This is a genomic window from Micromonospora fluostatini (assembly GCF_050410825.1).
GTDB classification, from domain to species: Bacteria; Actinomycetota; Actinomycetes; order Mycobacteriales; family Micromonosporaceae; genus Micromonospora; species Micromonospora rosaria.
Genome location: NZ_CP191251.1, coordinates 3,939,597 through 3,965,019, shown reverse-complemented (window position 1 = coordinate 3,965,019; position 25,423 = coordinate 3,939,597). Strand labels below are relative to the sequence as shown.

At 75.7% G+C, this 25,423-nt stretch carries 18 protein-coding genes; 11 read left to right on the top strand and 7 right to left on the bottom strand.

All coding sequences use genetic code 11. The features are described 5' to 3' along the window. Positions 1 to 15 precede the first annotated feature (15 nt). Complete coding sequence (locus tag ACQUFX_RS17285) at positions 16 to 2,499, top strand: FtsK/SpoIIIE family DNA translocase (RefSeq protein WP_428961399.1); 2,484 nt, start codon at positions 16 to 18, stop codon at positions 2,497 to 2,499. A gap of 103 nt (positions 2,500 to 2,602) precedes the next feature. On the opposite strand, the gene ACQUFX_RS17280 is transcribed toward ACQUFX_RS17285, so the two are convergent. Together ACQUFX_RS17280 and ACQUFX_RS17275 are read right to left on the bottom strand one after the other, a co-directional pair. Beyond that, positions 2,603 to 2,848 carry a hypothetical protein gene (locus ACQUFX_RS17280; protein WP_428961398.1) on the bottom strand — a complete coding sequence of 82 codons (246 nt, stop codon included), beginning with the start codon at positions 2,846 to 2,848 and terminating at the stop codon, positions 2,603 to 2,605. 99 nt (positions 2,849 to 2,947) lie between these two features. Continuing rightward, the gene (locus ACQUFX_RS17275; protein WP_428961397.1) at positions 2,948 to 3,262 is read right to left on the bottom strand and encodes a DMT family transporter; all 315 of its coding nucleotides are present in this window, start codon (positions 3,260 to 3,262) and stop codon (positions 2,948 to 2,950) included. Between the two features lie 311 nt (positions 3,263 to 3,573). Here ACQUFX_RS17275 and ACQUFX_RS17270 point away from each other — a divergent pair, with 311 nt between their 5' ends. From ACQUFX_RS17270 to pspM, 7 genes are all read left to right on the top strand, one after another. After that, positions 3,574 to 4,497 (top strand): ornithine cyclodeaminase family protein, encoded by a 924-nt coding sequence (locus ACQUFX_RS17270; protein ID WP_428961396.1) that lies wholly within the window; start codon positions 3,574 to 3,576, stop codon positions 4,495 to 4,497. A 66-nt stretch (positions 4,498 to 4,563) separates the two neighbouring features. After that, positions 4,564 to 6,102, top strand: coding sequence for a 30S ribosomal protein S12 methylthiotransferase RimO (gene rimO / locus ACQUFX_RS17265; protein WP_428961395.1), 1,539 nt, complete (start codon positions 4,564 to 4,566; stop codon positions 6,100 to 6,102). A gap of 68 nt (positions 6,103 to 6,170) precedes the next feature. Continuing rightward, complete coding sequence (gene pgsA / locus ACQUFX_RS17260) at positions 6,171 to 6,761, top strand: CDP-diacylglycerol--glycerol-3-phosphate 3-phosphatidyltransferase (RefSeq protein WP_428961394.1); 591 nt, start codon at positions 6,171 to 6,173, stop codon at positions 6,759 to 6,761. A 29-nt stretch (positions 6,762 to 6,790) separates the two neighbouring features. Beyond that, entirely contained in the window at positions 6,791 to 7,309 is a 519-nt protein-coding gene (locus ACQUFX_RS17255; RefSeq protein WP_428961393.1) for a CinA family protein, read from the top strand. Positions 7,310 to 7,476: 167 nt separating this feature from the next. Continuing rightward, positions 7,477 to 7,935 (top strand): helix-turn-helix domain-containing protein, encoded by a 459-nt coding sequence (locus ACQUFX_RS17250; protein WP_428961392.1) that lies wholly within the window; start codon positions 7,477 to 7,479, stop codon positions 7,933 to 7,935. Between the two features lie 191 nt (positions 7,936 to 8,126). Beyond that, entirely contained in the window at positions 8,127 to 8,987 is an 861-nt protein-coding gene (locus ACQUFX_RS17245; RefSeq protein WP_067365438.1) for a PspA/IM30 family protein, read from the top strand. Between the two features lie 20 nt (positions 8,988 to 9,007). Further along, positions 9,008 to 9,796 carry a phage shock envelope stress response protein PspM gene (pspM, locus tag ACQUFX_RS17240; RefSeq protein ID WP_428961391.1) on the top strand — a complete coding sequence of 263 codons (789 nt, stop codon included), beginning with the start codon at positions 9,008 to 9,010 and terminating at the stop codon, positions 9,794 to 9,796. A gap of 75 nt (positions 9,797 to 9,871) precedes the next feature. Here the strand turns inward: pspM and ACQUFX_RS17235 are convergent, their stop codons facing one another. The 4 genes from ACQUFX_RS17235 to ACQUFX_RS17220 form a co-directional block, all read right to left on the bottom strand. Then, a complete protein-coding gene (locus ACQUFX_RS17235) occupies positions 9,872 to 13,675 on the bottom strand; it encodes a hypothetical protein (protein ID WP_428966985.1) in 3,804 nt (1,267 codons plus the stop codon). 216 nt (positions 13,676 to 13,891) lie between these two features. Beyond that, positions 13,892 to 14,683, bottom strand: coding sequence for a DNA-formamidopyrimidine glycosylase family protein (locus tag ACQUFX_RS17230; protein ID WP_428961390.1), 792 nt, complete (start codon positions 14,681 to 14,683; stop codon positions 13,892 to 13,894). Positions 14,684 to 14,710: 27 nt separating this feature from the next. Next, entirely contained in the window at positions 14,711 to 14,953 is a 243-nt protein-coding gene (locus ACQUFX_RS17225; protein ID WP_067365448.1) for a CPCC family cysteine-rich protein, read from the bottom strand. 106 nt (positions 14,954 to 15,059) lie between these two features. Next, complete coding sequence (locus ACQUFX_RS17220; RefSeq protein ID WP_428961389.1) at positions 15,060 to 15,851, bottom strand: SAM hydrolase/SAM-dependent halogenase family protein; 792 nt, start codon at positions 15,849 to 15,851, stop codon at positions 15,060 to 15,062. Between the two features lie 134 nt (positions 15,852 to 15,985). Here ACQUFX_RS17220 and ACQUFX_RS17215 point away from each other — a divergent pair, with 134 nt between their 5' ends. Further along, positions 15,986 to 16,630, top strand: a complete 645-nt coding sequence (locus ACQUFX_RS17215) for a hypothetical protein (RefSeq protein WP_428961388.1) — start codon at positions 15,986 to 15,988, stop codon at positions 16,628 to 16,630. 160 nt (positions 16,631 to 16,790) lie between these two features. Here ACQUFX_RS17215 and ACQUFX_RS17210 read toward each other — a convergent pair whose 3' ends face one another. After that, entirely contained in the window at positions 16,791 to 21,806 is a 5,016-nt protein-coding gene (locus ACQUFX_RS17210) for an Lhr family helicase (RefSeq protein WP_428966984.1), read from the bottom strand. 217 nt (positions 21,807 to 22,023) lie between these two features. Between ACQUFX_RS17210 and ACQUFX_RS17205 the strand changes: the two genes are divergently transcribed. Further along, entirely contained in the window at positions 22,024 to 22,410 is a 387-nt protein-coding gene (locus ACQUFX_RS17205; protein WP_428961387.1) for a hypothetical protein, read from the top strand. 161 nt (positions 22,411 to 22,571) lie between these two features. Continuing rightward, positions 22,572 to 25,418: a Na+/H+ antiporter subunit A gene (locus ACQUFX_RS17200; RefSeq protein ID WP_428961386.1), complete on the top strand. Its 2,847-nt coding sequence runs from the start codon at positions 22,572 to 22,574 to the stop codon at positions 25,416 to 25,418. The last annotated feature ends 5 nt before the right edge of the window (positions 25,419 to 25,423 follow it).

The following is a 25,423-nucleotide window of genomic DNA, read 5'->3' as shown; positions in this document are numbered from 1 at the left end:
CGTTACGGTGACCCTATGGCGGGCCGTCCCTCTCAGGCGAGCCGGCGGCGCGGCGCGTCGCCGCGCGGTACCACGAACAGCGGTACCCCGAACAACCGTGCCCGCCAACCGGCGAAGAAGGCGGCCAAGGCGCCGGTCCGGCGCAAGGCCGCCGCCGCCCGTCCGGGCCCGGCGCAGCTCGTCGGCCGGGCCATCGGCGCGACCTGGATGGGGGTGGCGCACGGGGTGGGCTGGGCGGTCCGGGCCGCCGGGCGGCAGGCCGCCTCCGCCCGGGACCTCGACCCGGAGCACCGGCGCGACGGGGCCGGGTTGCTGGTCTTCGGGCTGGCCCTGCTCAGCGCGGTGGCGATCTGGTTCTCCGGCGCCGGCCCGGTGGGCGCGCGGCTGGCCGACACCGTCCGGCTCTTCCTCGGCGCGATCTCCATCGTGGTCCCGGTGCTGCTCTTCATCGGCGCCTGGCGGCTGATGCGCGAGCCGGCCGACCCGGAGCACCGGGGGCGCGGCCTGATCGGCTGGGGCTCGATGCTGGTGGCGTTCGCGGCGCTGCTGCACATCGGACAGAACCCGGTCGACCAGACCCAGCGGGACTACGCGGGCGGGCTGGTCGGCGCGGGCATCGGCGACCTGCTGGAGCGGGCGGTCACCGCCTGGGTGGCGGTGCCACTGCTGCTCCTGCTGCTGGTCTTCGGTCTGCTGGTGGTCACCGCGACCCCGATCAACAAGATCCCCGAGCGGCTCGGGCTGCTCGCCGGCGCGGTGACGGGTCAGCCGCCCGCCGACGCCGCCGAGGAGGAGGTCGACGAGCCGCCGGCCAAGCCGGCCCGGCGCCGCCCGGCCAAGCGCGCCGCGCCCGCGCCAGTGCCCGACGAGTTCGACGAGGCCGACGGCGACGTCGACCTCCAGCAGACCATCGTGCTGCCGCGCAAGCCCCCGGCGAGGGTGCCGGCCAGCCGCAAGCCGGTCGAGCCCCCCGAGCACTCGCCGGCCCCGACCCGGGCCGAGCAGCTCGCCCTCACCGGCCTGGCCGGCGACTACACGCTGCCGCCGGCGAACATCCTCGCCACCGGGACGGCGCCGAAGACCCGCAGCAAGGCCAACGACGAGGTGATCACCGCGTTGCGCGGGGTCTTCGAGCAGTTCGGGGTGGACGCCGACGTCACCGGCTTCACCCGGGGCCCGACGGTCACCCGGTACGAGGTGGAGCTGGGGCACGGCGTCAAGGTGGAGCGGATCACCCAGCTCTCCCGCAACATCGCGTACGCGGTGAAGTCGCCGGACGTGCGGATCCTCAGCCCGATCCCGGGCAAGAGCGCGGTCGGGGTGGAGATCCCCAACACCGACCCGGAGAACGTGGCCCTCGGCGACGTGCTGCGCTCCCGGGCCGCGACCAGCGACCACCACCCGATGGTCGTCGCCCTCGGCAAGGACATCGAGGGCGGCTACGTGGTGGCGAACCTGGCCAAGATGCCGCACATCCTGATCGCCGGCGCGACCGGTGCCGGCAAGTCGTCCTGCCTGAACTCGCTGCTGGTGTCGATCCTGACCCGGGCCACCCCGGACGAGGTACGGCTGCTGCTGATCGACCCGAAGCGGGTCGAGATGACCGGGTACGAGGGCATCCCGCACCTGGTCACGCCGATCGTGACCAACGCGAAGAAGGCGGCCGACTCGCTGGAGTGGGTCGTCCGCGAGATGGACATGCGCTACGACGACCTCGCCGCCAACGGGGTACGCCACATCGACGACTTCAACCGCAAGGTCCGCAACGGGGAGATCAAGGCCCCGCCGGGCAGCGAGCGGGAGATCCGGCCGTACCCGTACCTGCTGGTGATCGTGGACGAGTTGGCCGACCTGATGATGGTCGCCCCCCGCGACGTCGAGGACTCGGTGGTCCGGATCACCCAGCTCGCCCGCGCCGCCGGTATCCACCTGGTGCTCGCCACCCAGCGGCCCTCGGTCGACGTGGTGACCGGTCTGATCAAGGCGAACGTGCCGTCCCGGCTGGCGTTCGCCACCTCGTCGCTGGCGGACTCCCGGGTCATCCTCGACCAGCCGGGCGCGGAGAAGCTGCTCGGCCGGGGTGACGGCCTCTTCCTGCCGATGGGCGCGTCGAAGCCGATCCGGATCCAGGGCGCCTGGGTCACCGAACGCGAGATCACCGACGTGGTGAAGTTCTGCAAGGACCAGCGCGAGCCGGAGTTCCGCCCGGACGTGCTCGCCCCGGCGCAGGACGGCAAGAAGAAGATCGACGAGGAGATCGGCGACGACCTGGACCTGCTGGTGCAGGCGGTCGAGTTGGTGGTCACCTCGCAGTTCGGCTCGACCTCGATGCTCCAGCGCAAGCTGCGGGTCGGCTTCGCCAAGGCGGGCCGGCTGATGGACCTGATGGAGACCCGGGGCGTGGTCGGCCCGTCCGAGGGCTCCAAGGCGCGCGACGTGCTGGTCAAGCCGGACGAGTTGGAGGAGGTCCTGGCCGGGCTGCGGGGCGACGGGGAGTAGGACCCCCGGCGACGGCAGCGGCCGCCCGGCCCCGGCTTCGGCTCCGGACAGCGCCAGGGCCCGCCGGTGGTCCGGCGGGCCCTGGGCGTCGGCGCGGGGGCGGTCAGGCGCCCATGATCACCATGTTGATCAGGGTTCCGAGGACGATGGCGGCGACGCCGGCCGCCGCGGCGTACCAGCCCAGCGGCTTGTCGCCCTGGACCGCGCCGATCACGCCGAGCACCACGGCGATGACACCGAGGATGAGCGGGGAGAACAGGAGCGCGAGACCGGCGAAGACGAAGCCGAGGATGGTGAGGATCCGGGCGGCGTTGCTACGCGGGCGGGCGGTGCTGTGCATCTGGGCCATCGTTGCCTCCGGTGGGACGTGCCTTCCTGGTCGATCCTGTGTCTACCCACTGTGTCCGGCCGCTACGCATCGACCGCTCCGTGACAGACCCCGGCCGGCTCAGTGGAACAGTTTCAGCCCGATCACCCCGGCCACCACCAGCAGCAGGCTGAGCAGTCGGAGCAGGTTGGCCGGCTCGCCCAGAGCCACCATGCCGACCAGCGCGGTGCCGACCGCGCCGATGCCGACCCAGACCGCGTACCCGGTGCCGACGGGGATCTCCCGCAGCGCGTACGCGAGGCCGACCATGCTGAGCGGGGCCGTGACGAGGAAGACGAGCGAGGGCAGCAGCCGGGTGAACCCGGCGCTGCGGCCCAGGGCGATCGCCCAGGCGGTTTCCAACAGTCCGGAGATCACCAACACGATCCAGGCCATGACGTCACCCCTGCGGGAACGGGCCCGACCACCGGGGCCGGGACGAGTCGGTCGCCGCGCCGCACGCGCGGCGGGTGCGCCACCACGCGGCGTCGGTGCTCGCGTGGTGGTGCGGTGTCGCGCGGGGCGTCTTGCATGACCGGGTACGCCCACGACTCGTCCGGAGTGGCTGCGGCGAGCCGGGCCACCGGGGCCGACCCTAGCACCGCCGGTGACCGCTCGACCGGTCCCGGAGGGCGCCCTCGCGACGGTGGTGAGATGAACCACCGGACCCTTGACCTGAAGTCAACTTCAGGTTGAAGGATGTCGGGATGACGCTGCTCATCTCCGACGCCGAGGTCGCCGCCACGCTGGACGCGGCGACGACCGTCGCGGCGATGCGGGACGCCCTGCTGGCGGCCCACGCCGGGCACCTCGTCGCCCCGCCCCGCGCCGCCGCCCCGCTGGCCGGCGGTCGGCTGGTGCTCACCGCCGGGCAGCTCGTCGGCGAGTGGTACGGCTTCCGGTCGTACGACACGTTCGGGCACCCGGGGACGGAGCAGCTCGTCGTGCTGCACGACGCCCGGACCGGGGCGGTCCGGGCGGTCGCGGTCGGCGAGGAGCTGGGCTCACGGCGTACCGGTGGGCTGGGCGGGGTCGCCGTCGACGCCCTGGCCCGCCCCGACGCGGCCACCGTGGGCGTGCTCGGCTCCGGGCGGCAGGCCTGGACCCAGCTCTGGGCCACCGCCGCCGTCCGCGACCTGCGCGAGGTGACCGTCCACAGCCCGAACCCGGCCCACCGGACGGCCTTCGCCGCGCGGGTCCACGCCGAGCTGGGCGTACCGGCCCGGCCGGTGGACTCGGCGTCGGCCGCGGTCCGGGACCGGGACGTGGTGCTGGTCGCCACCACCAGCGTCACGCCGGTGCTCGCCGCCGCCGACCTCGCCCCCGGCACCCACCTCAACGTGGTCGGCTTCAAGCAGCTCGACCGGCACGAGTTCGGCACCGACCTGCTGGACGCGGCCGAGGTGCTGGTCACCGACTCGCCGGCCCAGGCGGGCGCGTACCTGCCGCCGATGCTCGCCGCCCTCCCGCCGTACGCCGGTCGGCTGCGGGACCTGGGCGCGGTGCTGGCCGGGGCGGTCCCCGGCCGGACCGGCGCGGACCAGGTCTCGGTCTTCTGCTCCACCGGCCTCGCCGGCACCGAGGTCTTCCTGCTCGACCGGATGGTCCGGGTCGGGGTCGCCCCGGCCTGACCGCCCGGCCGCCGCCCACCGGCCCCCGCCATTGGTGGGGGGCGTCGGCGCGCCCGGTACCCTCGGATGGTGTCTGACACCACCTCCCCCTCCGCCGCCCAGGGCCGCCGCGTCGCCCTGCTGACCCTGGGCTGTGCCCGCAACGAGGTCGACTCGGAGGAGCTGGCCGCCCGGCTGCACGCCGACGGCTGGCAGGTCACCACCGACGGCGAGGGCGCCGACGTGGTGGTCGTCAACACCTGCGGCTTCGTGGAGAAGGCGAAGCAGGACTCGATCCAGACCCTGCTGGCCGCCGCCGACACCGGCGCGAAGGTGGTGGCCGCCGGCTGCATGGCCGAGCGGTACGGCCGCGAGCTGGCCGACAGCCTCCCCGAGGCGCAGGCGGTGCTCAGCTTCGATGACTACCCGGACATCGCCGCCCGGCTCGACGCCGTGGTCGCCGGGGAGGCGCTCGACGCGCACACCCCGCGCGACCGGCGGGAGCTGCTGCCGCTGACCCCGGTGGCCCGGCGCGACGCCGCGGTGGTGCTGCCCGGCCACGGCAGCCCGGCCCGGCCCACCCCGGCAGCCGCGACCGGAGCCACCGCGACCGATTCCGCCGAGGCCGACGAGCGCACCCCCGCGCACCTGCGCCAGGTGCTGCGCCGCCGGCTGGACACCGGCCCGGTGGCCTCGCTGAAGCTGGCCAGCGGCTGCGACCGCCGCTGCGCGTTCTGCGCCATCCCGGCCTTCCGGGGAGCCTTCGTCTCCCGGACACCGGACGAGCTGCTCGCCGAGGCGGAGTGGCTGGCCAAGACCGGCGTCCGGGAGCTGGTGCTGGTCAGCGAGAACTCGACGTCGTACGGCAAGGACCTGGGCGACCCCCGGGCGCTGGAGAAGCTGCTGCCGCAGCTCGCCGCCATCGACGGCGTCGTCCGGGTCCGGGTGAGCTACCTCCAGCCCGCCGAGACCCGGCCGGGCCTGGTCGAGGCGATCGCCACCACGCCCGGGGTGGCCCCCTACTTCGACCTGTCGTTCCAGCACTCCAGCGAGCCGGTGTTGCGCCGGATGCGCCGGTTCGGCTCCACCGACCGGTTCCTGGAGCTGCTCGCCACCGCCCGCTCCCTGGCCCCGGAGGCCGGGGCGCGGAGCAACTTCATCGTCGGCTTCCCCGGCGAGACCAAGGCCGACGTCACCGAGCTGGTGCGCTTCCTGACCGAGGCGCGGCTCGACGCCACCGGCGTCTTCGACTACAGCGACGAGGACGGCACCGAGGCCGCCGGACTCACCGGCAAGGTCTCCGCCGCCACCGTCAAGCGCCGGTACGACAAGATCGCCGCGCTGGCCGACGAACTCTGCTCGCAACGCGCCGAGGAGCGCCTCGGCAGCCGCGTCGACGTGCTCGTCGACAGCGTGGCCGACGGGGTCGTCGAGGGGCGGGCGGCGCACCAGGCACCCGAGGTGGACGGCTCCACCACCCTGGTCGCCCCGCCCGGCGGTGGCGTCGACCTGGCCGCGCTGCGCCCGGGTGACCTGGTCCGGGCCACGGTCACCGGCACCGAAGGGGTGGACCTGGTGGCCGTACCGGATGAGATGATCTCGGCGGCGCCCGGCGCAGCCCGGTGACGGCGCGCTCGGACGAGGCGGGGGAGTGGCGTGGTGCGGTACCGGAACCGGCGCGGCGGGAGGCCACGGTGACCGGGGCGTCGGAGTCGACCCCGGTGGCCGCCCCCGTGCCGGTGTTCAACCTCGCCAACGCGCTGACCGCCCTGCGGCTGGCGCTGGTACCGGTCTTCATGGTGCTGGTGGTCGTCTCCGAGATGAGCCGACCGGGCTGGCAGGTCGTGGCCTGCCTGACCTTCGTCTTCGCCTCCCTCACCGACTTCGTCGACGGCTGGATCGCGCGCCGGTTCGCGCTGATCACCTCCGTCGGGAAGGTCGCCGACCCGATCGCCGACAAGGCGCTGACCGGCGCGGCCCTGCTGCTGCTCTCCTGGTACGGCGACCTGCCGTGGTGGGTGACCGGGGTGATCCTCGCCCGCGAGCTGGGTATCACCGCGCTGCGCTTCTGGGTGATCCGGCACGGCGTGATCGCGGCCAGCCGGGGCGGCAAGCTCAAGACGGCGCTGCAGATCGCGGCGATCGTCTGGTACCTCTGGCCGATGCCGGCGGGGCTCGCCGCCGTCGGCGGGTGGATCATGGCGGCGGCGGTCCTGGTCACCGTGCTGACCGGTTTCGACTACATCGCCCGGGCGGTGCGGCTGCGCCGCCCGGCGGGCGGTTAGCCGCCGCCGGTGAGGGAAGGGTGAGAACCATGGAGACCGACGCCCACGGACGCCCACCGGTCGGCAGCCCGGCCGCCGGCGTGGTGCACCGGCTCGCCCAGCGGCACGAGACGCTGGCCACGGTCGAGTCGCTCACCGGCGGGCTGCTCGCCACCGGGATCGTCGAGATCGCCGGGGTCAGCGCCGTCTACCGGGGCGGCCTGGTGGTGTACGACACCGAGCTGAAGGCGCAGCTCGCCGGGGTGCCGGCGGACCTGCTGGCCGCGCGGGGGGCGGTCGATCCGGACGTCGCGGTCGCGCTGGCCGAGGGCGGGCGGGAACGGTGCGGCGCGGACTGGGCGGTGGCGACCACCGGGGTCGCCGGCCCGGAGCCGCAGGACGGCAAGCCGGTCGGCCTGGTGTACGTCGCGGTGGCCGGGCCGGGCGGCCCGACGGTCCGGAAACTCGGTCTCGACGGTGGCCGGGAACACATCCGCGCGGCGGCGGTGATCGAGGCGCTGCGCCTGCTCACGGAGCGGATCGACGCGCTCGCCACGGCCGCCCGGTGACCCCCCGACCGGCCCGGCTCGCGGGATCGACGTACGGGGGAGGATGTCAGCGGGCGCGGCAACCGGGTACGGTTGCGGGAAGGCCCGGCGGTCTGTCGGTGTCGGTGCGGTGACGCCGTGTCGACATGTGTCGTCCATCGGGCGGGTGTCCCTCAGGGGGAGGTGCGATGGTCCTGCTACGCCGTGTGATCGGGGATGCGCTACGGGCGCGCCGGCAGGGGCAGCACCGCACCCTGCGTGAGGTCTCCTCGGCCGCCAACGTCAGCCTCGGCTACCTCTCCGAGATCGAACGCGGGCAGAAGGAGCCCTCCAGCGAGCTGCTGGCCGCCATCTGCGACGCGCTCGGCGCCCGCCTCTCCGAGCTGTTGCGCGAGGTGAGCGACACCGTCGCCCTCGCCGAGCAGATGCCCGGCGTGCTGGTGCCGGTCCAGGACGGGCCGGCGAGCCCCGACGAGCAGCCCGCGATGGCCGCGCCGGCGGTGCGCAAGGCCACCAACCGGGGCGTGCGCCAGGTCACCACCGACGGCACCGTCTCGGTGGCCGTGCGGCAGGAGTCCCCGTTGAAGGCGACCCTGCGCAGCAGCCGGGTCCGCGCGGGCGACCGGGACGTGGTCTGCGCCGCCTGACCCAGGGCGTAGCCGCGGTTGTTTACGCCGCGTAGGGTTGCCGACAAGCGCTGGCCTGGCCGGCGTCCCTGGCGTACCCGTGACCGGGTGGCGTGCGCCTGGGACGATGTGAGGCAGGGCCGCGCTGCCGCCGCTCCGGCTCCGCCGGTACGGCGGAGGCGGAGCGATGCTACTGAGGGGACACGGCGAAGATGGCTAACCCGTTCGTCAAGGGTTGGAAGTACCTGATGGCACTCTTCGGGGCCAAGATCGACGAACACGCGGATCCCAAGGTGCAGATCCAGCAGGCCATCGAAGAGGCCCAGCGTCAGCACCAGGCGCTCGTCCAGCAGGCCGCGGCGGTCATCGGCAACCAGCGCCAGCTCGAGATGAAGCTGTCCCGGCAGATGTCGGACGTCGAGCGGTTGCAGGCCAACGCCCGGCAGGCGCTGGTCCTGGCCGACCAGGCCCGCGCCAAGGGCGACGAGACCCAGGCCGGCCAGTACGAGCAGACCGCGCAGACGCTGGCCAGCCAGCTGGTCTCGGCCGAGCAGTCCGCCGAGGACCTGAAGACCCTGCACGACCAGGCGCTGGCCGCCGCCGCCCAGGCCCGCCGCGCCGTGGAGAACAACTCGATGATCCTCCAGCAGAAGCTGGCCGAGCGCAGCAAGCTGCTCAGCCAGCTCGAGCAGGCCAAGATGCAGGAGACGGTGGCCGCCTCGCTGGAGTCGATGTCCTCGCTGGCCGCCCCGGCCAACACCCCCTCCCTGGACGAGGTGCGCGACCGCATCGAGCAGCGCTACGCGACCGCGATGGGCCGGGCCGAGCTGGCCGGGAACTCCGTCGAGGGCCGGATGATGGAGATCCAGAAGTCGACCATCGACATGGCGGGCTCGGCGCGGCTGGAGCAGATCCGGTCCAGCCTCGCCGGCGAGCAGCTCAGCAACCGTCCGGAGCAGGCCGGCCAGCAGGCCGCCCCGACCGGTGACCCGGCTGCCGTCGCCCGCCTCGACGAGCTGCGGGCCAACATGGCGCGGGACCGGAACACCGGGGACAGCAGCGCCGCGAGCTGACCACGGGGCGAGGAGGCAGGGTGAGCGACGAGCGAGCACGGTACTTCCGGAAGCTGAGCCGGCTCCGGCGTTCGGCCCGGCGGTGGAGCGTCACCGCCGGCGGGCTCGGCGGCGCCGCCGCCGTACTGACCCCGTACGCCGGGATCGGGCTGGCCGACGCGGCCTGGGCCGGCGCCGCGGGCGGCGCGCTGGCGCTGGCCGTCTGGCGCTGGATCGACCTGCGGGCGCTGGCCGCCCAGCCGGCGCCCCCGGAGATCGACCCGGCGGAGGCCGCCGCCCGGTCCCGGGCCCGGCTGGTCGCCGCCGTCGAACGACTGCCCGTCGGCCCCGGGGTGGTGGCCGAGGTACGCCGGGTCCGCTCCCGGATGGCCCTGCGCGGCACCGCCGCCGCACCCCTGTGGGCCCGCCTGGACCAGGCCGCGCTGGCCCTGGCCGGGATGTCCGCCCGGCTGACCGGGCTGGCCGCGCCGGCCGTGCTCCAGGCGGCCGAGGCCGACCGGTCGTTGCGCGAGCTGGCCGGCCGGGTGGCGAGCGTGGAACGGGCGCTGCGGCTGGCTCCCCGTGAGCCCCGGTCGCCGCTGGCCGACGCGCACGAGGCCCTGATCGAGCAGCTCGACAGCGGCGTGGCCGCCTACGAGCAGCTCGTCGTCGCGGCGGCCGGGTACCTCGCCGAGGACTCCCGGCCCAGCGGCGAGCACGTCGCCGCCTCCCGCCTGGTCGAGGCCACCGACCTGCTGCACGGGGTGGCCTCGGCCCTGGCCGAGCTGCGCAGCACCCCGGGGCCGCTGCGCACGCCGACCACCAACTGACCCGCGCCGCCCCCGCCCGCCCCGGCGTCCTCGACCTCGGGCGCGGGCGGGCCGGCTCCGGCCCGGCGGGCCGGCTCAGAGCGGGGTGCTGACCGGCACCGGGCCGGTGAACGCGGAACTGCCCACGACGTTGTACGACCGGACCCGGTAGAAGTAGGTCACCCCCCGGGTCAGGCCGCTGTTGGTGAAGCCGCGCCCGGTGACGGTGAAGGTGGCGAGTTCCCGGGTGAACCGGGCGTCGGTGGCCCGCTGCACGACGAACCCGGAACCGGCCCCGGTGGGCGTGGCGCAGGCCCAGGTCAGGATCACCGTGGCGGTGTCCGGAGCGGGCGCGCTGGCGGTGCCGGCGACGGTGTGCGGCACGCCGGGCGCCGGGGGCGTGGAGACCGTCGACACCGTCGACCAGGGTGAGGCGGCCCCGAGGTACGTGGTGCGGACCCGGTAGTAGTACGTGGTGTCCGGGGCGACGGCCTGGTCCAGGTGGTTCTCCCCGACCCCGATCGCGGTGGTGCCGGGGCCGCTGGTGAAGGTGGGGTTGGTGGCCCGCTGCACGTCGACGCCGGTGGCGAACGACCGGTTGGCCCAGCGCAGGGTGACCCGCAGCGGGGCGGCGGTGGGGATCGCCGTGACCAGCCCGGTCGGCGCGGCCATCCGGACCGCCGCCGGGACGCTGTTCGACCAGGCCGAACAGCTCGCCGCGTTCTCCGCCCGGATCCGGTAGTGGTAGGTCACCCCGGGGGTGACCGTGGCGTCGGTGTAGCGGGTCGCGGTCGCGGCCACGGTCAGCGCGGTGACCCCCTCGGTGAAGGAGGGGTCGGTGGCCCGCTGGAGCTGGTGACTGGTGGCCGCCGGGTGGCTGCCGTTGCCGGTCCAGGCCAGCGCGATCGCCGGCAGCACGGTCGCGGTACCCGGGACCGGGGTGGCGGTGAGCCCCGAGGGCGCCCGGGGTGAGACCCGCAGCACCAGTGGCCGGCTGGCGCCCTGGTCCCGGTACCCGCCGAGCTGGCTGTGCCAGCGGTACTCCCAGCCCAGGTTGACCACCTGGTTGACCACCAGCGCCGGCCGGCCGTCGACCGGACTGAGGTGGGTACCGTCGGTGCGCGCCCCGGCCGGGCGCGACGGGTCGAGCAGCCGGACGCTGTCGCCGAGCTTGAACGGCAGCGGCGGGGCGACCGGCCGGACCGCCACGATCACGTCCTCCCGGGGGTTGACCCGGACGGTCTCCTTCCAGCCCAGCTCGCCGCCGTGTGGCGGACGGACCGTGCCGTCCCAGCCGACCCGGTTGACGACCTGCACGTCACAGCCGCCGAGGTGCAGGGGCTGGGTCACCCGGCCGGTGCCCACGATCCGCCAGAACTGGGTGCCGTCGCCGGGCGCGCCGACCGGGGTCGCCGGGTCGCTGGCGAAGAGCACCTCGGTGGCCGGGTCGGCGGGGCCCAGCGGCAGGATGACCGGGGTCAGCGGCCCGGCCTGCGGGTGCCCGACGGCGAGCCGCCCGGTGAGCCGGCCGTGCCGCGCCTCGAAGACCGGCTGCACACCCTTGACGGCCAGCGGCAGGGTGACCGGCTCGGCCCCGCCGGCCGGGGTGAAGCTGACCGTGGTGGCGTGCACCGGTACCCGGGTCTCCCGGGCGGTACGGGTGTCGAACGCCCGGTCGTACGCCGGCTGGGGCACGATCGGCGGGCGTTGGCTGGCCGCGTACGCGCCGGGCAGCCGGGCGGTCAACCGGGCCAGGTCGTACGGCCGGTCCGGCTCCCCCCGCACCCGGAACTGGAGCAGGGTACGGGTGTTCGGCCCGTACCCGGGCAGGGTCGGTGGTGGCCCGCCGACCTCGGAGCGGTCCGGCCCGCCGGTGTGGTGGTCGTACCGGGGGTCGTGGCAGGGCAGCGGGGCCGGGCAGTCGTTGTAGAGGATCACCGTGCCCCCCGGCGTGACGCCGGAGAAGTCCACCACCACGTCGGCCCGCTCCCCGGGGGCGAGCAGCAGGGCGTGACCGTCCACGTTGAGCACCGTCGGGTCCTGCCGGTCGTACCGGTACCCGACCGGCCGGGCGGGCAGCACGACCGGGGCGGGCAGCAGCCCACCCTCGTTGCCGATCTGCACCAGGTCCGGCCCGGCGGCGCGCGGATCGGGCACGCCACCGTCGCGCCCGTCCGTCGGCCAGAAGGACGGCCGCCCGGGGGCCCGGACCGCGTCCACCATCGGCACCTCACCGGCGTCGGCGTCGGCGAGGCTCCCGTCGGGCCGCCACATCGGCCCGTCCGAGGCGGCCCGGTAGAGCTGGAGGTTCAGGCTGCGGTCCGCACAGGCGTTGAGGATCCGCAACCGGTACGCCGTCGGCCGCACCACCAGGTACGGGTAGGCGCAGCCGTTGATCACCGGGGTGTCCCCGTACGCCTCGGGCACCGCCGACGGGTGCGGCACCCCCGGCGCCAGCGGCGGCTCGTCGGGCGCGACGACCGGGTCGTGGTGCGGATTCGCCACCGGCGCCGGCCCACCGCCCGTGCCGCGCCCGACCTCGGCGTCGCCGGCCTCAGGGCCGGTGTCGGCGGTGCCGGTCGAGGTGGCGGCGGTGCCGGTGGGAACCGCCTGCTCGGCGCCCCGGGACCAGGGCCCGTAGTCCCACCGGCCGGTCGGGTTGCGCCCGCAGGGGTGCTCCGGGTTCTGCCGGGGCTGGTAGACGTGCGGGTGCCAGAGGTCGCCCCGGGACCCCCACCGGTCCCGGTCCCAGGTCGGGTCCTCGGCGGCGAGCTGGGCGTCGTCCGGTACGAAGGTCTTGTCCTGGACGACCAGCGGTAGCTGCTCGGCGGGGAGCACCCCGTCGCCGACCAGCGCCTCCTCGGCCGGGTCGGTGAGCAGGTACGGCGCGAGCTGCCCGGCGTACACGGTGAGCCGGGACAGGCCCAGGGTGTTGTCGTGCAGCCACATCAGCCGGCCGCTCTGCTCGTTCGGAAAGTACAGGGTGGTCGCCCCCGCGCCCGGCGTCGGCATGTCCGGCACGTGGGTCAACCCCACCCCCGTCGGGTACGGGGTGATCTCCCCGGCCGGCGTGATCCAGTGCAGCGGGTTGCCGGCGCTGATCCAGCCGGTCTGCGCGCCGTGCAGGTGCGGTACCGCCCGGTTCTGCGGGTATGGCGCGGGGCCGTCCTGGGGGCCGACCCCCGCCCCGTCGACGGACGGGTCCACCGGGAGGAACAGCTCACCGGCCCGCCCGGTGGGCAACTGGTTGATGAACTTGATCCGTACCGGCCGGCCGCGCCGTGCGGCGATCAGCGGCCCGTGCAGGTACGGCCGGTCCGGCGGGCTGACCGTGTTGTGGCCGGTCGCGTCGGTGCCCAGGTTGAGCTGCCGGTACCCGCGCAGCCGGGTGGTGGGCAGGTCGCGGTGCAGCCGCTGCCGGTACTCCTGCACCCCGATCTCGTAGTAGTCGCAGCCCGGGTAGCTGATGGTGTCGGGCACCGCCACGGGCAGGTGACCGCCGAGGGCGTTGCGGCCGTCCGGGCCGGGCAGCGGCAGCGCGTCGACGAACTTGCGGATGCCCGTCCCCGGTACCGGCCGGCCCTCGGGGGTCAGGACCGGCCGGGGACTGGTGGCGAAGTTCGGCACCGGACCGAAGAGCCGGGGTACGGCGGCCGGGTCGAGGCTGCTGGCCGGGGCGGCGGCAACCGTCTCGGCGGTCCGTGCGGTCGGCACCGGATGGGCTGCCGGACCGCCACGGACGGTGCGGTGGAGCCAGGTGGACCGGATTCTGCGGAACATGGCCATGGCGCTCCCGGGTCGCGGCACCCGCGGCCGGACCGCCTGTGCGCGGCCGGCCCGGCGCGGTGGACTGCTGGCGAGAGGTAGTCGTGCGACAACAGAATGCGACCAATCGATGATCGGGAGGAACCACCCATTCGTCCGATTTTCCTCCCCACCCGCCTCCCCTTCGCCCCCTCACCCCGCCCCCGGCCCCCGTGCCCCCGAACCCGTGCCCCCCGCGATCTTGCAGTTGCGGCCCCGGCATATGCCGCAGATGCCGCGTCACGCGGGCCCGAAGTGCAAGATCGCGGGGCGGGTGGGGAGGGGCGGGTGGGGAGGGGTGGGTGGGGTGGGTTAGGGGGTGGGTTGGCAGGTGGGGCACCAGTAGGTGACGCGGTCGTCGAGGTCCCGCTTGTCGATGGCGGTGCCGCAGCGGCGGCAGGGGTGGGCGCGGCGGCCGTAGACGTAGGTCGTCTGGCCTCGGTGCAGCGACCCGGTGGTGCTCTGGGTCCACCGGCCCCGGTTCGCGGCGAGCAGGCGCTGGGTCAGGGTGACCGTGCCGGTGAGGTCCGGTACCGCGCCGACCGGCGTCCACGGGGAGAGGCCGCGCAGGAACAGCACCTCGCACTTGTAGAGGTTGCCCACCCCGGCCAGGTTCCGCTGGTCCAGCAGGGCCTCGCCGATGGTGACCTCCGGTCGGGCGGCCAGCCGGCGGACCGCCTCGGCCGGGTCCCAGTCGGTGCCGAGCAGGTCCGGGCCGAGGTGGCCGACGAGGGCCGCCTCGTCGTCGGTCGGGATCAGCGCCACCTCGTGCAGGTGGTATCCGACCGCCACCGCCGCCGGGCTGCGCAGCACCACCCGGATCAGGTGCGCGGGGCGGGCCGTCCAGCGTTCCCCCGGGGCGTACGCCCGCCAGGTGCCCTCCATCCGCAGGTGCGAGTGCAGGGTACGGCGGTGCCCGCCCTCGGGCCCGGCCAGCCGCAGCAGCAGGTGCTTGCCCCGGCTGGCCGACTCGCGCACGGTCCACCCGGCCAGGTCGACGGTGGCCAGGCCGGGCACCCGGAAGTCGCTGCCGGTCAGCCGGGCGCCGGCCAGCGCCCGGTGCAGGACGCGGGCGGTGTTCCAGACGGTGTCACCCTCGGGCACCCCACCATCCTGCCTCGCCGGGTCGGGTCAGGGGCGTTCCTCCGGGCGCGGCGGGCGGACCATGTCCTGGTACCGGGGGTGGCTGGCGCCGTAGACGGCGTAGTTGAGGCGCGCGTGCGACAGGCTCAGGTCACCGTTGGGGCCGCCCCGCACCACGTCCGCGTCGGCGTCCGCCTGGCCGTCGTCGGTCCAGAAGCAGACCGGGCAGGTGCCGCCACCGGTCAGACAGGCGCAACAGGGACAGACCGCCGGAACCCATTGATCACCCACCGGGGCAGCATTCCACACCGCCGAACCGGACAGGAGCACGGGAGCGTACCGATTCCGCCACTCGGTGCTGTCGTTTTCCGGGCTTGCCGCCGGTCCGTCCGACCGCTCAGCGCACTCGTCCGGCGACCGTCAGCAGATCGCCGGGGCGGACCGTCAGCAGGTCCACCGCCCGTCCGCCGTTCACCGCGACCGCGACCCGATCGGCCGAGTCCACGTGGACCACCAGGGCACCGGGGGCCGCGTCGCCGAAGGTACGGCCGCGTACCGCCGGGTGACCGGCGACGGTGAGCTCGTCGGGGAGCGGGTCGAGCAGCGCCGCCGGGGCGGCCAGTTGCACGTTGCCGAAGTGGTCCACGGTGGACACCTCGGCGGTCAGCGCGCCGTCGACCACCCGTACCGTCGGGGTGGGCAGCCGGACCAGCGTCTCCGGGTCGACCGCCGGGCCGGCCCCGGCCAGCGCGGACCCGGTGGCCAGCCGGGCCGCCACCGGGGCGAAGACGTCCCGCCCGTGGAAGGTGCGGGACACCTCGGGGGCCAGCCAGTCCGGGGCGGTCAGCTCGACCGCCGCCCGGATCCCGCCCAGCGCCTCGGCCGCCTCGACCAGCAGGCCGTTGTCCGGGCCGACCAGCAACCCGCCGGGGGTGGCCAGCCCGACGCCGCGCCGGGTTCCGCCGACGCCGGGATCGACCACCGCCACGTGTACCCCCCACGGCAGGTACGGCACGGTCTGGGCGAGCACCGCCGCGCCCCGGCGGACGTCGGCCGGCGGGACCAGATGGGTCACGTCGATCACCCGCGCCTGCGGGGCGTACCGGGCGATCACCCCGTGGCACGCGGCCACGAAACCGTCCGTGAGGCCGTAGTCGGTGGTCAACGAGATCCAGCAGGGCTCCGCCATGCCGGTAGGCTAGCCGCCCGGTGTCCGGGTCGCCGGCACGTCCGGCGCGGACCGGGCGCGGTGACGGTTGTGCGACACCCGCGCTGGCCGACCGGCCGGTGCCGGGGCCGCCCCGGCGGGGGCAGACTGCCCGGGTGACCCGTCGCATTCGGACCGTCCCCGCCGTCGCGGTGCTCGGCGCGCTGCTCGCCACCACCGTCGCCTGCGCCGACGACTCCCGGGACCGCCCCGAGGCCGGCCCGACGCCACCCGCCCCGTCCGCTCCGTCCGCTCCGGCCCCCTCCGGGCCACCGGTCGGTACCGTCCCGGCTCCCACCGCGCCCCCGGCCACCGGCGTCCCGACCGGCGGTGCCCCGGCACCCGCGCCCACCGGCACCGCGCCGACCACCGCGCCGGCCGCACCGCCGGAGCCCGAGAGGTCGACGGAACGCCGCCCGAGCACCCTGCCCCCGGTGCAGCTTCCGCCCCGGCCCAGCACGGCACCGGGCGCGCGGGAGGTCGTCGCGGCGTTCCGGGCGGCCGGGCTGCGGGTGCCCAACCCCCGGGACCGTTCCGTCGACTGTGGACCGGACGGGGACGGGCTGGGCTGCTCCGAGCTGATCGCCACCGACGCGGTGACGGTGTACGTCTTCCCGGACGAGACGAGCGCCGGGGACATGGCCGACGTCTGGAGCGGGGCCTCGTACCGGCGGGGCAGCGTCGTGCTGAACTATCTGGAGGCGCGGACCCCGGCCGCCGACCGGCCGAAGTACGAGCGCGTCCTCGCCGGACTGCGCTGACCCGAGTCCCGGCGCTGACCCGAGCCCTTGTGCTGACCCGCGTCCCGGCGCTGGTCCGCGTCCCGGCCGGGCCGCCGGGTCCACCGTGCGGGGCGGCCCGGGTCACCGGGCCGGTGGCCCGAGGCGGCCGGCCGAGGGGAGGCCCGGTCGGACCGGGGGGTCAGCCGCGTAGCCGTAGCCCGCGGGGGGTGGCCCGGAACCCGGCGGCGGTGAGCGCGTCGCGCAGCGGCGAGGAGCGCACCGACTCCCCGTCGGCCCGTTCCACCGACAGCGCCCCCAGCGCTCCGGCGTGCACCGCGTCGGCCAGCGCCCTGCCCGCCGCCGCCAGCGCCTCCGTGTCGTCGGTGAAGGAGAGCAGGGTCCGGCCACCCCGCTCGACGTAGAGCGCCAGGTCGCCGCCGACCAGCACCACCACGGCCCCCGCCTTGCGGCCGGCGCGGTGGCCGGTGGCCGGTGCGGCGTCGTCGCCGGAGTCGAGGACCCGGTCCGGCCAGGGCAGCGCCGCGCCGTACGGGTTGGCCGGGTCGGTCGCCGCCAGGACCAGGGCCGGGCCGCCGCGTGCCCGGCCGTCGAGGGCCTCGGCCACCGCCCGGATCCGGTCCACCGCCCCCGGTACGGCGAACTGGGCCGCGCCCAGCCCCTCCACGAAGTACCCGCGCCGGGCCGCGCCGCGCTCCTCCAGGGCGGACAGCACCGGGTACACCGCCGCGAACCCGCCGGGCACCTGCTCGGCCACGACCGCGCCCCGGGTGACGATGCCGTGCCGGTCCAGCAGCAGGTCGGCCAGGGCGGCGGCCCGCCGGGTCGGATCGGTGTCCCGCTCCGGCAGCCGGGACCAGCGCCCGGCCACGGTCGGCGGCCCGCCCCGGGTGGGCAGCGCCACCCGACCGGGCCGCCGGTACCGGGTGCGCGGGGCGGCCGGGCGGGACCGGTGGGCGCCCCCGCCGCCGAGCCGGGCCCGCAGCGGGGCCAGGGTGTCGTTGGTGAGGTGCCCGGCCCAGACCAGGTCCCACAGGGCGGCGACCAGCGCCGCGTCGTCGGTGGCCCCGGCCATGCCTGCCCCGCCGGTGCCGCCGGCCATGCCTGCCCCGCCGGTGCCGCCGGCCATGCCTGCCCCGCCGGTGCCGCCGGCCATGCCTGCCCCGCCGGTGCCGCCGGCCATGCCTGCCCCGCCGGTGCCGCCGGCCATGCCTGCCCCGCCGGTGCCACCGGCCATGCCTGCCCCGCCGGTGCCACCGGCCATGCCTGCCCCGCCGGTGGCGCCGATCCGGTCGGCCAGCGTGCGGAAGAACAGCGCCTGACCGTCGGCGAGGGCGTCGAGCACCGCGTCGTGCAGCGGGGTACGGGCCAGCGCCTCGTCCGGCGGGGGGAGCAGCAGCGGCGCGGCGTCGGCGTACGCCAGGGTGACCCAGCCGTCCCCGCCGCTGATCGCCCCGGCACCGGCCCAGACCACCTCCCCGCTGGCGCACAGCTCGTCGAGCTGGCCGGGGGAGTAGTCGGCGACCCGGGCCGGCAGGACCAGCCGTTCCAGGGCGGAGGCGGGCACCGCCACCCCCTGCACCTGCTCCACCGCCGCCGCCAGCGCCTCCACCCCGCGCGCCGCGGCGCCCACCTGCTGCCAGCGGGGCAGGAAGGTGGCCAGCACGGCCGGCGGCACCGGCTCGATCTCCCGGCGCAGCGCGGCCAGGGAGCGCCGCCGCAGCAGCCGCAGCACCTCCGCGTCGCACCACTGGGTGCCCACGCCGTCGGGGGTGAACTCGCCGGAGACCACCCGCCCGGTGGCGGCCAGCCGGCGCAGCGCCTGCTCCACCACGAAGACCCCGAGCCCGTACCGGGCGGCGCAGGTGGCGGCGGCGAACGGCCCGTGCGTGCGGGCGTACCGGGCGACCACGTCGCCGAGCGGGTCGGGCACCGGTTCGAGGTACGCCTCGGCGACCCCGACCGGCAGCGCCACGCCGAGGGCGTCGCGGAACCGGGCGGCGTCCTCGACGACGATCCAGCGGTCCTGGCCGGCGACCCGGATCCGCAGCACCCGGCGGGCCGCCGCCAACTCGGCGGGCCAGGCGGCGGGCACCCCGCGCTCGGCCAGCTCGGCGTCGGAGAGGTCACCGACCACCCGGAGCAGCTCCACCACGTCCTCGGCGTCGCGCGGCCGGCGCTGGTCGGTCAGCCAGCGTAGCTGCCGGTCGCTCTCGGCGAGCACCGCCGGGTCGAGCAGCTCCCGCAGGTCGACCCGGCCCAGCAGCTCGCCGAGCAGGGCCGAGTCCAGCGCCAGGGCGGCGGCCCGCCGCTCGGCGAGGGGGGCGTCGCCCTCGTAGAGGAACACCCCGACGTACCCGAACAGCAGCGAGCGGGCGAACGGTGAGGGCCGCTCGGTGGACACCTCCACCAGGCGTACCCGGCGGCCGGCCAGGTCCCGCATGAGCTGGGCGAGGGCGGGCTGGTCGAAGACGTCCTGGAGACACTCCCGGGCGGCCTCCAGGGTGACCGGGAAGTCGGCGTACTCCCGGGCGACGTCGAGCAGTTGGGCGGCGCGTTGCCGCTGCTGCCAGAGCGGCTGGCGGCGGCGCGGGTCGCGGCGGGGCAGCAGCAGCGACCGGGCGGCGCACTCACGGAACCGGGCGGCGAAGAGCGCGGAGGTGCCGACGGACTCCTCGACGAGCTGGGCGATCTCGTCGGGGTCGAAGGCGACCACGTCGGCGCCGGGCGGCTCGTCGGCGGTGTCCGGCAACCGGATGACGATGCCGTCGTCGGAGGGGAGCACCTGGGCGTCCACCCCGTACCGCTCGGCGAGCCGGCGGCCGATGGCCAGCGCCCAGGGCGCGTTGACCCGCGCGCCGAGCAGGCTGTGCACGGCCAGCCGCCAGTCGCCCAGCTCGTCGCGGAACCGCTCCACCACGACCGTCCGGTCGTCCGGCAGGGAGCGGGTGGCGGCCTGCTGTTCCCGCAGGTACGCCAGCAGGTTGCCGGCGGCCCAGTCGTCCAGCCCGCCGGCGCGTAGCGCGGCCACCGCCGTGGCGTCGTCCTGCCGCAGCAGGGCCCGGACCCGGGCCCCGATGGCCCGGCCCAGCTCCACCGGCCGGCCGGCGTTGTCGCCCTTCCAGAACGGCATCCGGGCGGCCTGGCCGGGGGCCGGCGAGACGAGCACCCGGTCCGGGGTGATCTCCTCGATCCGCCAGGAGGAGGAGCCGAGCAGGAAGACGTCGCCGACCCGGGACTCGTAGACCATCTCCTCGTCCAGCTCGCCGACCCGGGCCGCGCGTTCCGCCCCGGCCAGGAAGACCCCGAACAGCCCCCGGTCGGGGATGGTGCCGCCGCTGGTCACCGCGAGCCGCTGGGCACCCGGCCGGCCGGTCAGCGTGTCGGTGACCCGGTCCCAGACCAGCCGGGGCCGCAGCTCGGCGAAGGCGGTCGACGGGTACCGCCCGGAGAGCATGTCGAGGACGGCGTGCAGCGCCGAGTCGGGCAGGTCGGCGTAGGACGCCGCCCGGCGGACCAGGGCGGCCAGGTCACCGACCGGCCACGGGTCGAGGGCCACCATCGCCACGATCTGCTGGGCGAGCACGTCGAGCGGGTTGCGCGGTGGGTGCAACTCCTCGATGGCGCCGGCCGCCATCCGCTCCGCGACCACGGTGCAGGAGAGCAGGTCGCCCCGGTGCTTGGGGAAGACCACCCCCCGGGAGACCGCCCCGACCTGGTGCCCGGCCCGGCCGACCCGTTGCAGCCCGGCGGCCACGCTGGGCGGGGCCTCGATCTGCACCACCAGGTCGACCGCGCCCATGTCGATGCCGAGCTCCAGGCTGGAGGTGGCCACCACGGCGGGCAGCCGGCCGGCCTTGAGCGCCTCCTCGATCTGCCGGCGCTCCTCCCGCGAGACGCTGCCGTGGTGGGCGCGGGCGATCACGGGGGCCGCCCCGGTCGCGGCCCCGGACTGGGCCATCACCTCGGCCGGTGCCCGCCCACCACCGACCGTCGGCCCGGCCCCCGGTCTCCCGTCGGGCGTCGGCCTGCCGCTGGCCGGGTCGGTGCCGGCCTCCTCGGCGGCGAGTTCGTTGAGCCGGGCGCAGAGCCGTTCGGCGCTGCGCCGGGAGTTGGTGAAGACGATGGTGGAGCGGTGGGCCCGGATCAGCGCGAGGACCCGTTCCTCCACGGCCGGCCAGATCGAGGCGCGGCGGGGCCCCGGCCCGCCGAGGTCACCGTCGGCGGGCCCCGCCGGCCAGCCCAGGCTGCTCCCCGCCGGCTCGCCCGGGTACGCGCCGGCCGGCGTCGCCGGGTCCTCCAGGCGGGTGTGGGCCGGCGTCGCCGGGTCCTCCGGGTGGGTGTGGGCCGGCGTCGCCGGGTCCTCCGGGTGGGTGTGGGCCGGCGTCGCCGGGTCCTCCGGGTGGGTGTGGGCCGGCGTCGCCGGGTCCTCCGGGTGGGTGTGGGCCGGCGTCGCCGGGTCCTCCAGGCGGGTCATGTCCTCGACCGGCACCTGGACGTCCACCTCGATGGTCTTCTCGGTGGCCGGCTGCACCACGTCGACCGCGCGTGCGCCGCCGAGGAACCGGGCGCAGGTGTCGACCGGGCGGACGGTCGCGGAGAGCCCGATCCGCTGCGCCGGGGCCGGCAGCAGCGCGTCGAGGCGTTCCAGGGAGAGGGCGAGGTGCGCGCCGCGCTTGGTGCCGGCGACCGCGTGGACCTCGTCCACGATCACCGTCTCGACCCCCCGGAGCGACTCCCGCGCGGCCGAGGTGAGCAGCAGGAACAGCGACTCGGGCGTGGTGATCAGGATGTCCGGCGGGGTCCGGGCGAAGGCCCGCCGCTCGTCGGCCGGGGTGTCCCCGGTCCGCATCCCGACGGTGATCTCCGGCGGGGCGATCCCGAGCCGGGTGGCGGCCTGCCGGATGCCGGCCAGCGGGGCGCGCAGGTTCCGCTCGACGTCGACCGCGAGGGCCTTGAGCGGGCTGACGTAGAGGACCCGGCAGCGCCGCCGGGCGTCGGGCGGGGGCGGGGTCCGGGCGATCCGGTCCAGCGACCAGAGGAACGCGGCGAGGGTCTTCCCGGAGCCGGTGGGGGCCACCACCAGGGCGTTGTGCCCGGCGGCGACCGAGTGCCAGGCGCCGGTCTGCGCGGCGGTCGGCGCGGCGAAGGCCGCCGCGAACCACTCCCGGGTGGCCGGCCCGAACCCGCCCGGCATCCCGGGCGGGGCTGCGCTGGCGCTTCCGGTACCCGTCACCACCTCATGGTGCCCCGGTCGTGTGACATTTCCACGGCTGGCGGCGCTGTTCTGTCCAAGAGCGACGGGTAAACCAACAACTGCGACGTACGCGCGTTAAGTCTTACTTAACTGCTTGCATCTAGATCACAACATAACGTAACTTCACTCGCAGCGTGGACCGGGGTGGGGAGAATCGATGGCCGTCGATGAGCGTGGCTTCGAGTCCGGCACCGACGTGCTCATCCGCAAGGTCGACGGTCATCTCGCCGCCGTCCGGGTGGGTCTGCACGGCCCCGAGCTGGAGCTCGCCGAGCGGCTCGCCGGCTGCCTGCGGGAGCTGGTCGTCTCCACGGCCCAGGCCAGCGCGGCCGACCGGGGTCGGGTCCGGGCGGCGGTGCACTTCTTCGTGCTGCGGCGGGAGAGTCGGGGCCGGTTGCTGTCGGTGCGGTCGCTGGCCGCGGCGCAGCAGGTGGTCAACCGGGTGGCCCGCCAGCTCGGCCGGCCCGACCTGCTGGTGGAGACCCGCCCCGAGGGGCCGGCGCGGCCGGCGGCCCGCACGCCGGGCGACGTGGTCGTGGGCTGAGTCGGCCCGTCCGCGTAAAACCTCGTAAAGCTGCAAAACCTTCTAAAGCGGATTTATTACGCAAAAGCCCCTCGCCGGGCGACGAACTGGCGTCTGATCGCTGCTGAGGCCTTCCCGTGAGGCCCGGCCGAGCCGCGCCGCCCCGTCGACCTGGAGCACCCGTGCTGGCACTGCTGATCCTCCACCTGGTGGCGGCGCTCGTCGCGCCGCTGCTGGTGCGGTGGTGGGGACCGCGCGCCTGCTGGCCGCTCGCGTTGGCGCCGGCGGCGGCCTTCGGCTGGGCGGTGCTGCGTACCCCGGTGGTCCGGGACGGCAACGCGGTCGTCGAGACGTACCCGTGGGTCGGTCAGCTCGGCCTGGACCTCACCTTCCGGCTCACCACGCTGTCCTGGCTGATGACCCTGCTCGTCGGCGGGGTCGGGGCGCTGGTGCTGGTCTACTGCTCCCGGTACTTCACCGCCGGGGCGGTGGGGCTGGCCCGGTTCGCGGGCGTCCTGGTCGCCTTCGCCGGCGCGATGCTCGGCCTGGTCCTCGCCGACGACCTGCTGCTGCTCTACGTCGGCTGGGAGCTCACCACGGTCTTCTCGTACCTGCTGATCGGGCACAGCACCGAGCGGCGGTCGAGCCGGTGGGCGGCGGCCCAGGCGCTGACCGTGACCACCCTCGGCGGGCTGGCCATGCTGGTCGGGGTGCTCCTGCTCGGCGCGCACGCCGGCAGCTACCGGTGGTCGGTGATCAGCGCCGGACCGCTGCCCGGGGGCGCCCCGCTCATCGTCGCGGTGGTGCTGATCCTGGTCGGCGCGCTGTCCAAGTCGGCGATCCTGCCGTTCAGCTCCTGGCTGCCGGCGGCGATGGCGGCCCCCACCCCGGTCAGCGCGTACCTGCACGCGGCGGCCATGGTCAAGGCCGGCGTGTACCTGATCGGCCTGCTCGCCCCGGTGCTCGCCACCGTCACCGGGTGGCGGCCGGTGGTGCTCACGGCCGGGCTGGCCACCATGATCGTCGGCGGCTGGGCCGCGCTGCGGCAGACCGACCTGAAACTGCTGCTGGCGTACGGGACGGTCAGCCAGCTCGGCCTGCTGGTGGTGGTGACCGGGGCGGGCACCCCGGACGCGGCGCTGGCCGCCACCGCGATGCTGCTCGCCCACGCGGCCTTCAAGGCGGCGCTCTTCCTCGTCGTCGGCGTGGTCGACCACGCCACCGGCACCCGCGAGGTGGCCGAGCTGTCCGGCGTGGGCCGGCGGGCCCCGGTGCTGTGCGGGATCGCCGTGCTCGCCGCCGCCTCGATGGCCGGGCTGCCACCGCTGCTCGGCTTCGTCGCCAAGGAGGCGATCTTCGCCGCCTTCACCCACCGGCCGGTGGTCCTCGCCGGGCTGGTGGTGGGCACCGTGCTCACCGTCGCGTACAGCGTCCGGTTCGTCTGGGGCGCGTTCGCCAGCAAACCGGGCACCGCACCGAGCGAGTTCCGCGCGTCGAACGCCCCGATGCTGCTGCCACCGACCCTGCTGGCCGGGTTCGGGCTGGTCGCCGGCCCGCTCGCCGGTGGCCTGGACGACCTGCTGCGGCCGTACGCCGAGTTGTTCGGCCGGCCCGGTGAACACCTGGCGCTCTGGCACGGCCTCACCCCCGCGCTCGGCCTGTCGCTGCTCGCCCTGCTCGGCGGCGGGCTGCTCTTCGCGCTGCGCGGCCCGCTCGCCCCGGCCTGCGCCCGGCTGCGCGCCCCGGTCGACAGCCAGCGGGGGTACGAGTGGGTGGTCCGCCGCTTCGACCGGCTCGCCATCGAGGTCACCGGCGCCACCCAGCGCGGCAGCCTGCCGCAGTACCTCGGCACGATCCTGCTCGTCCTGGTGCTGGTCCCGGGCACCGCGCTGCTGCTGGCCCGGCCCTGGCGGACCCGGATCGCGCTCTGGGACACCCCACTGCAACTGGTCGTGGTGGGGGTCGTCGCCGTCGCGGCGGTGCTCGCGGTCGGTGCCCGCCGCCGGTTGACCGCGATGCTGCTGACGGGGGTCACCGGGTACGGCAGCGCGATGCTCTTCGTGTTCTACGGAGCGCCGGACCTGGCGCTGACCCAGTTCCTGGTGGAGACGGCCACCATCGCGGTCTTCGTGCTGGTGCTGCGCCGGCTGCCGGAACGCTTCTCGGCCCGGCCGCTGCGCCGCAGCCGGTGGGTCCGGCGCGGCATCGGCGTCGCGGCGGGCGTGGTGGTGGCCGGCCTCGCCCTCACCGCCGCCGGTGCCCGGCAGGCCCCGACGGACTCGCTCGCCTTCCCGGAGCTGGCGGTCACCCAGGGGCACGGCCGCAACGTGGTGAACGTGACCCTGGTGGACATCCGCGCCTGGGACACCTTGGGCGAGCTGTCGGTTCTCGTGGTGGCCGCCACCGGCGTGGCGAGCCTGGTCTTCCAGCGGTCCCGGACCGGCCCCCGGCCCCGCCGGCCGCAGCGGGACCGGGCACCGGCCGGGCCGCGCGACACCGACCGGTCGGTGTGGCTGCGGGGCGGGGCGACCCTGCGCGAGCGGCAGCGGTCGATCGTCTTCGAGGTGGTCACCCGGCTGCTGTTCCACACGGTGGTGCTCTTCTCGCTGTTCATGCTCTTCTCCGGGCACAACGCCCCCGGTGGGGGCTTCGCCGGTGGCCTGGTGGTCAGCCTCGCCCTGGCGGTCCGGTACCTGGCCGGCGGCCGGTACGAACTGGCCGAGGCGATGCCGGTCGGCGCGGGTACGGTGCTCGGCGCCGGCCTGGCCGTGGCGGTGGGCACCGGTGTGGTGGCGCTGCTGTCCGGCGGATCGGTGCTGGAGAGCACGAAGATCGACTTCTCGGTGCCCGGCGTCGGCGACGTCCACCTGGTGACGTCCCTCTTCTTCGACGTCGGGGTCTACTTCGTGGTGATCGGGTTGGCGCTGGACATCCTGCGCAGCCTCGGCGCCGAGGTGGACCGGCACATCGAGGCGGCCGGCGGCTCGGGTCGGGGCCCCCTGGTCGACCGGCCCGGGAGCGGACCGTGACGCGG

What these genes read in the sequence shown, in the direction of transcription:
- ACQUFX_RS17285 (WP_428961399.1), top strand. Translation starts at nt 16, where the DNA reads ATGGCGGGCCGTCCCTCTCAGGCGAGCCGGCGGCGCGGCGCGTCGCCG.
- ACQUFX_RS17280 (WP_428961398.1), bottom strand. Translation starts at nt 2,848, where the DNA reads ATGGCCCAGATGCACAGCACCGCCCGCCCGCGTAGCAACGCCGCCCGG.
- ACQUFX_RS17275 (WP_428961397.1), bottom strand. Translation starts at nt 3,262, where the DNA reads ATGGCCTGGATCGTGTTGGTGATCTCCGGACTGTTGGAAACCGCCTGG.
- ACQUFX_RS17270 (WP_428961396.1), top strand. Translation starts at nt 3,574, where the DNA reads ATGACGCTGCTCATCTCCGACGCCGAGGTCGCCGCCACGCTGGACGCG.
- rimO (WP_428961395.1), top strand. Translation starts at nt 4,564, where the DNA reads ATGGTGTCTGACACCACCTCCCCCTCCGCCGCCCAGGGCCGCCGCGTC.
- ACQUFX_RS17255 (WP_428961393.1), top strand. Translation starts at nt 6,791, where the DNA reads ATGGAGACCGACGCCCACGGACGCCCACCGGTCGGCAGCCCGGCCGCC.
- ACQUFX_RS17250 (WP_428961392.1), top strand. Translation starts at nt 7,477, where the DNA reads ATGGTCCTGCTACGCCGTGTGATCGGGGATGCGCTACGGGCGCGCCGG.
- ACQUFX_RS17245 (WP_067365438.1), top strand. Translation starts at nt 8,127, where the DNA reads ATGGCTAACCCGTTCGTCAAGGGTTGGAAGTACCTGATGGCACTCTTC.
- ACQUFX_RS17220 (WP_428961389.1), bottom strand. Translation starts at nt 15,851, where the DNA reads ATGGCGGAGCCCTGCTGGATCTCGTTGACCACCGACTACGGCCTCACG.
- ACQUFX_RS17210 (WP_428966984.1), bottom strand. Translation starts at nt 21,806, where the DNA reads ATGCCGGGCGGGTTCGGGCCGGCCACCCGGGAGTGGTTCGCGGCGGCC.
- ACQUFX_RS17205 (WP_428961387.1), top strand. Translation starts at nt 22,024, where the DNA reads ATGGCCGTCGATGAGCGTGGCTTCGAGTCCGGCACCGACGTGCTCATC.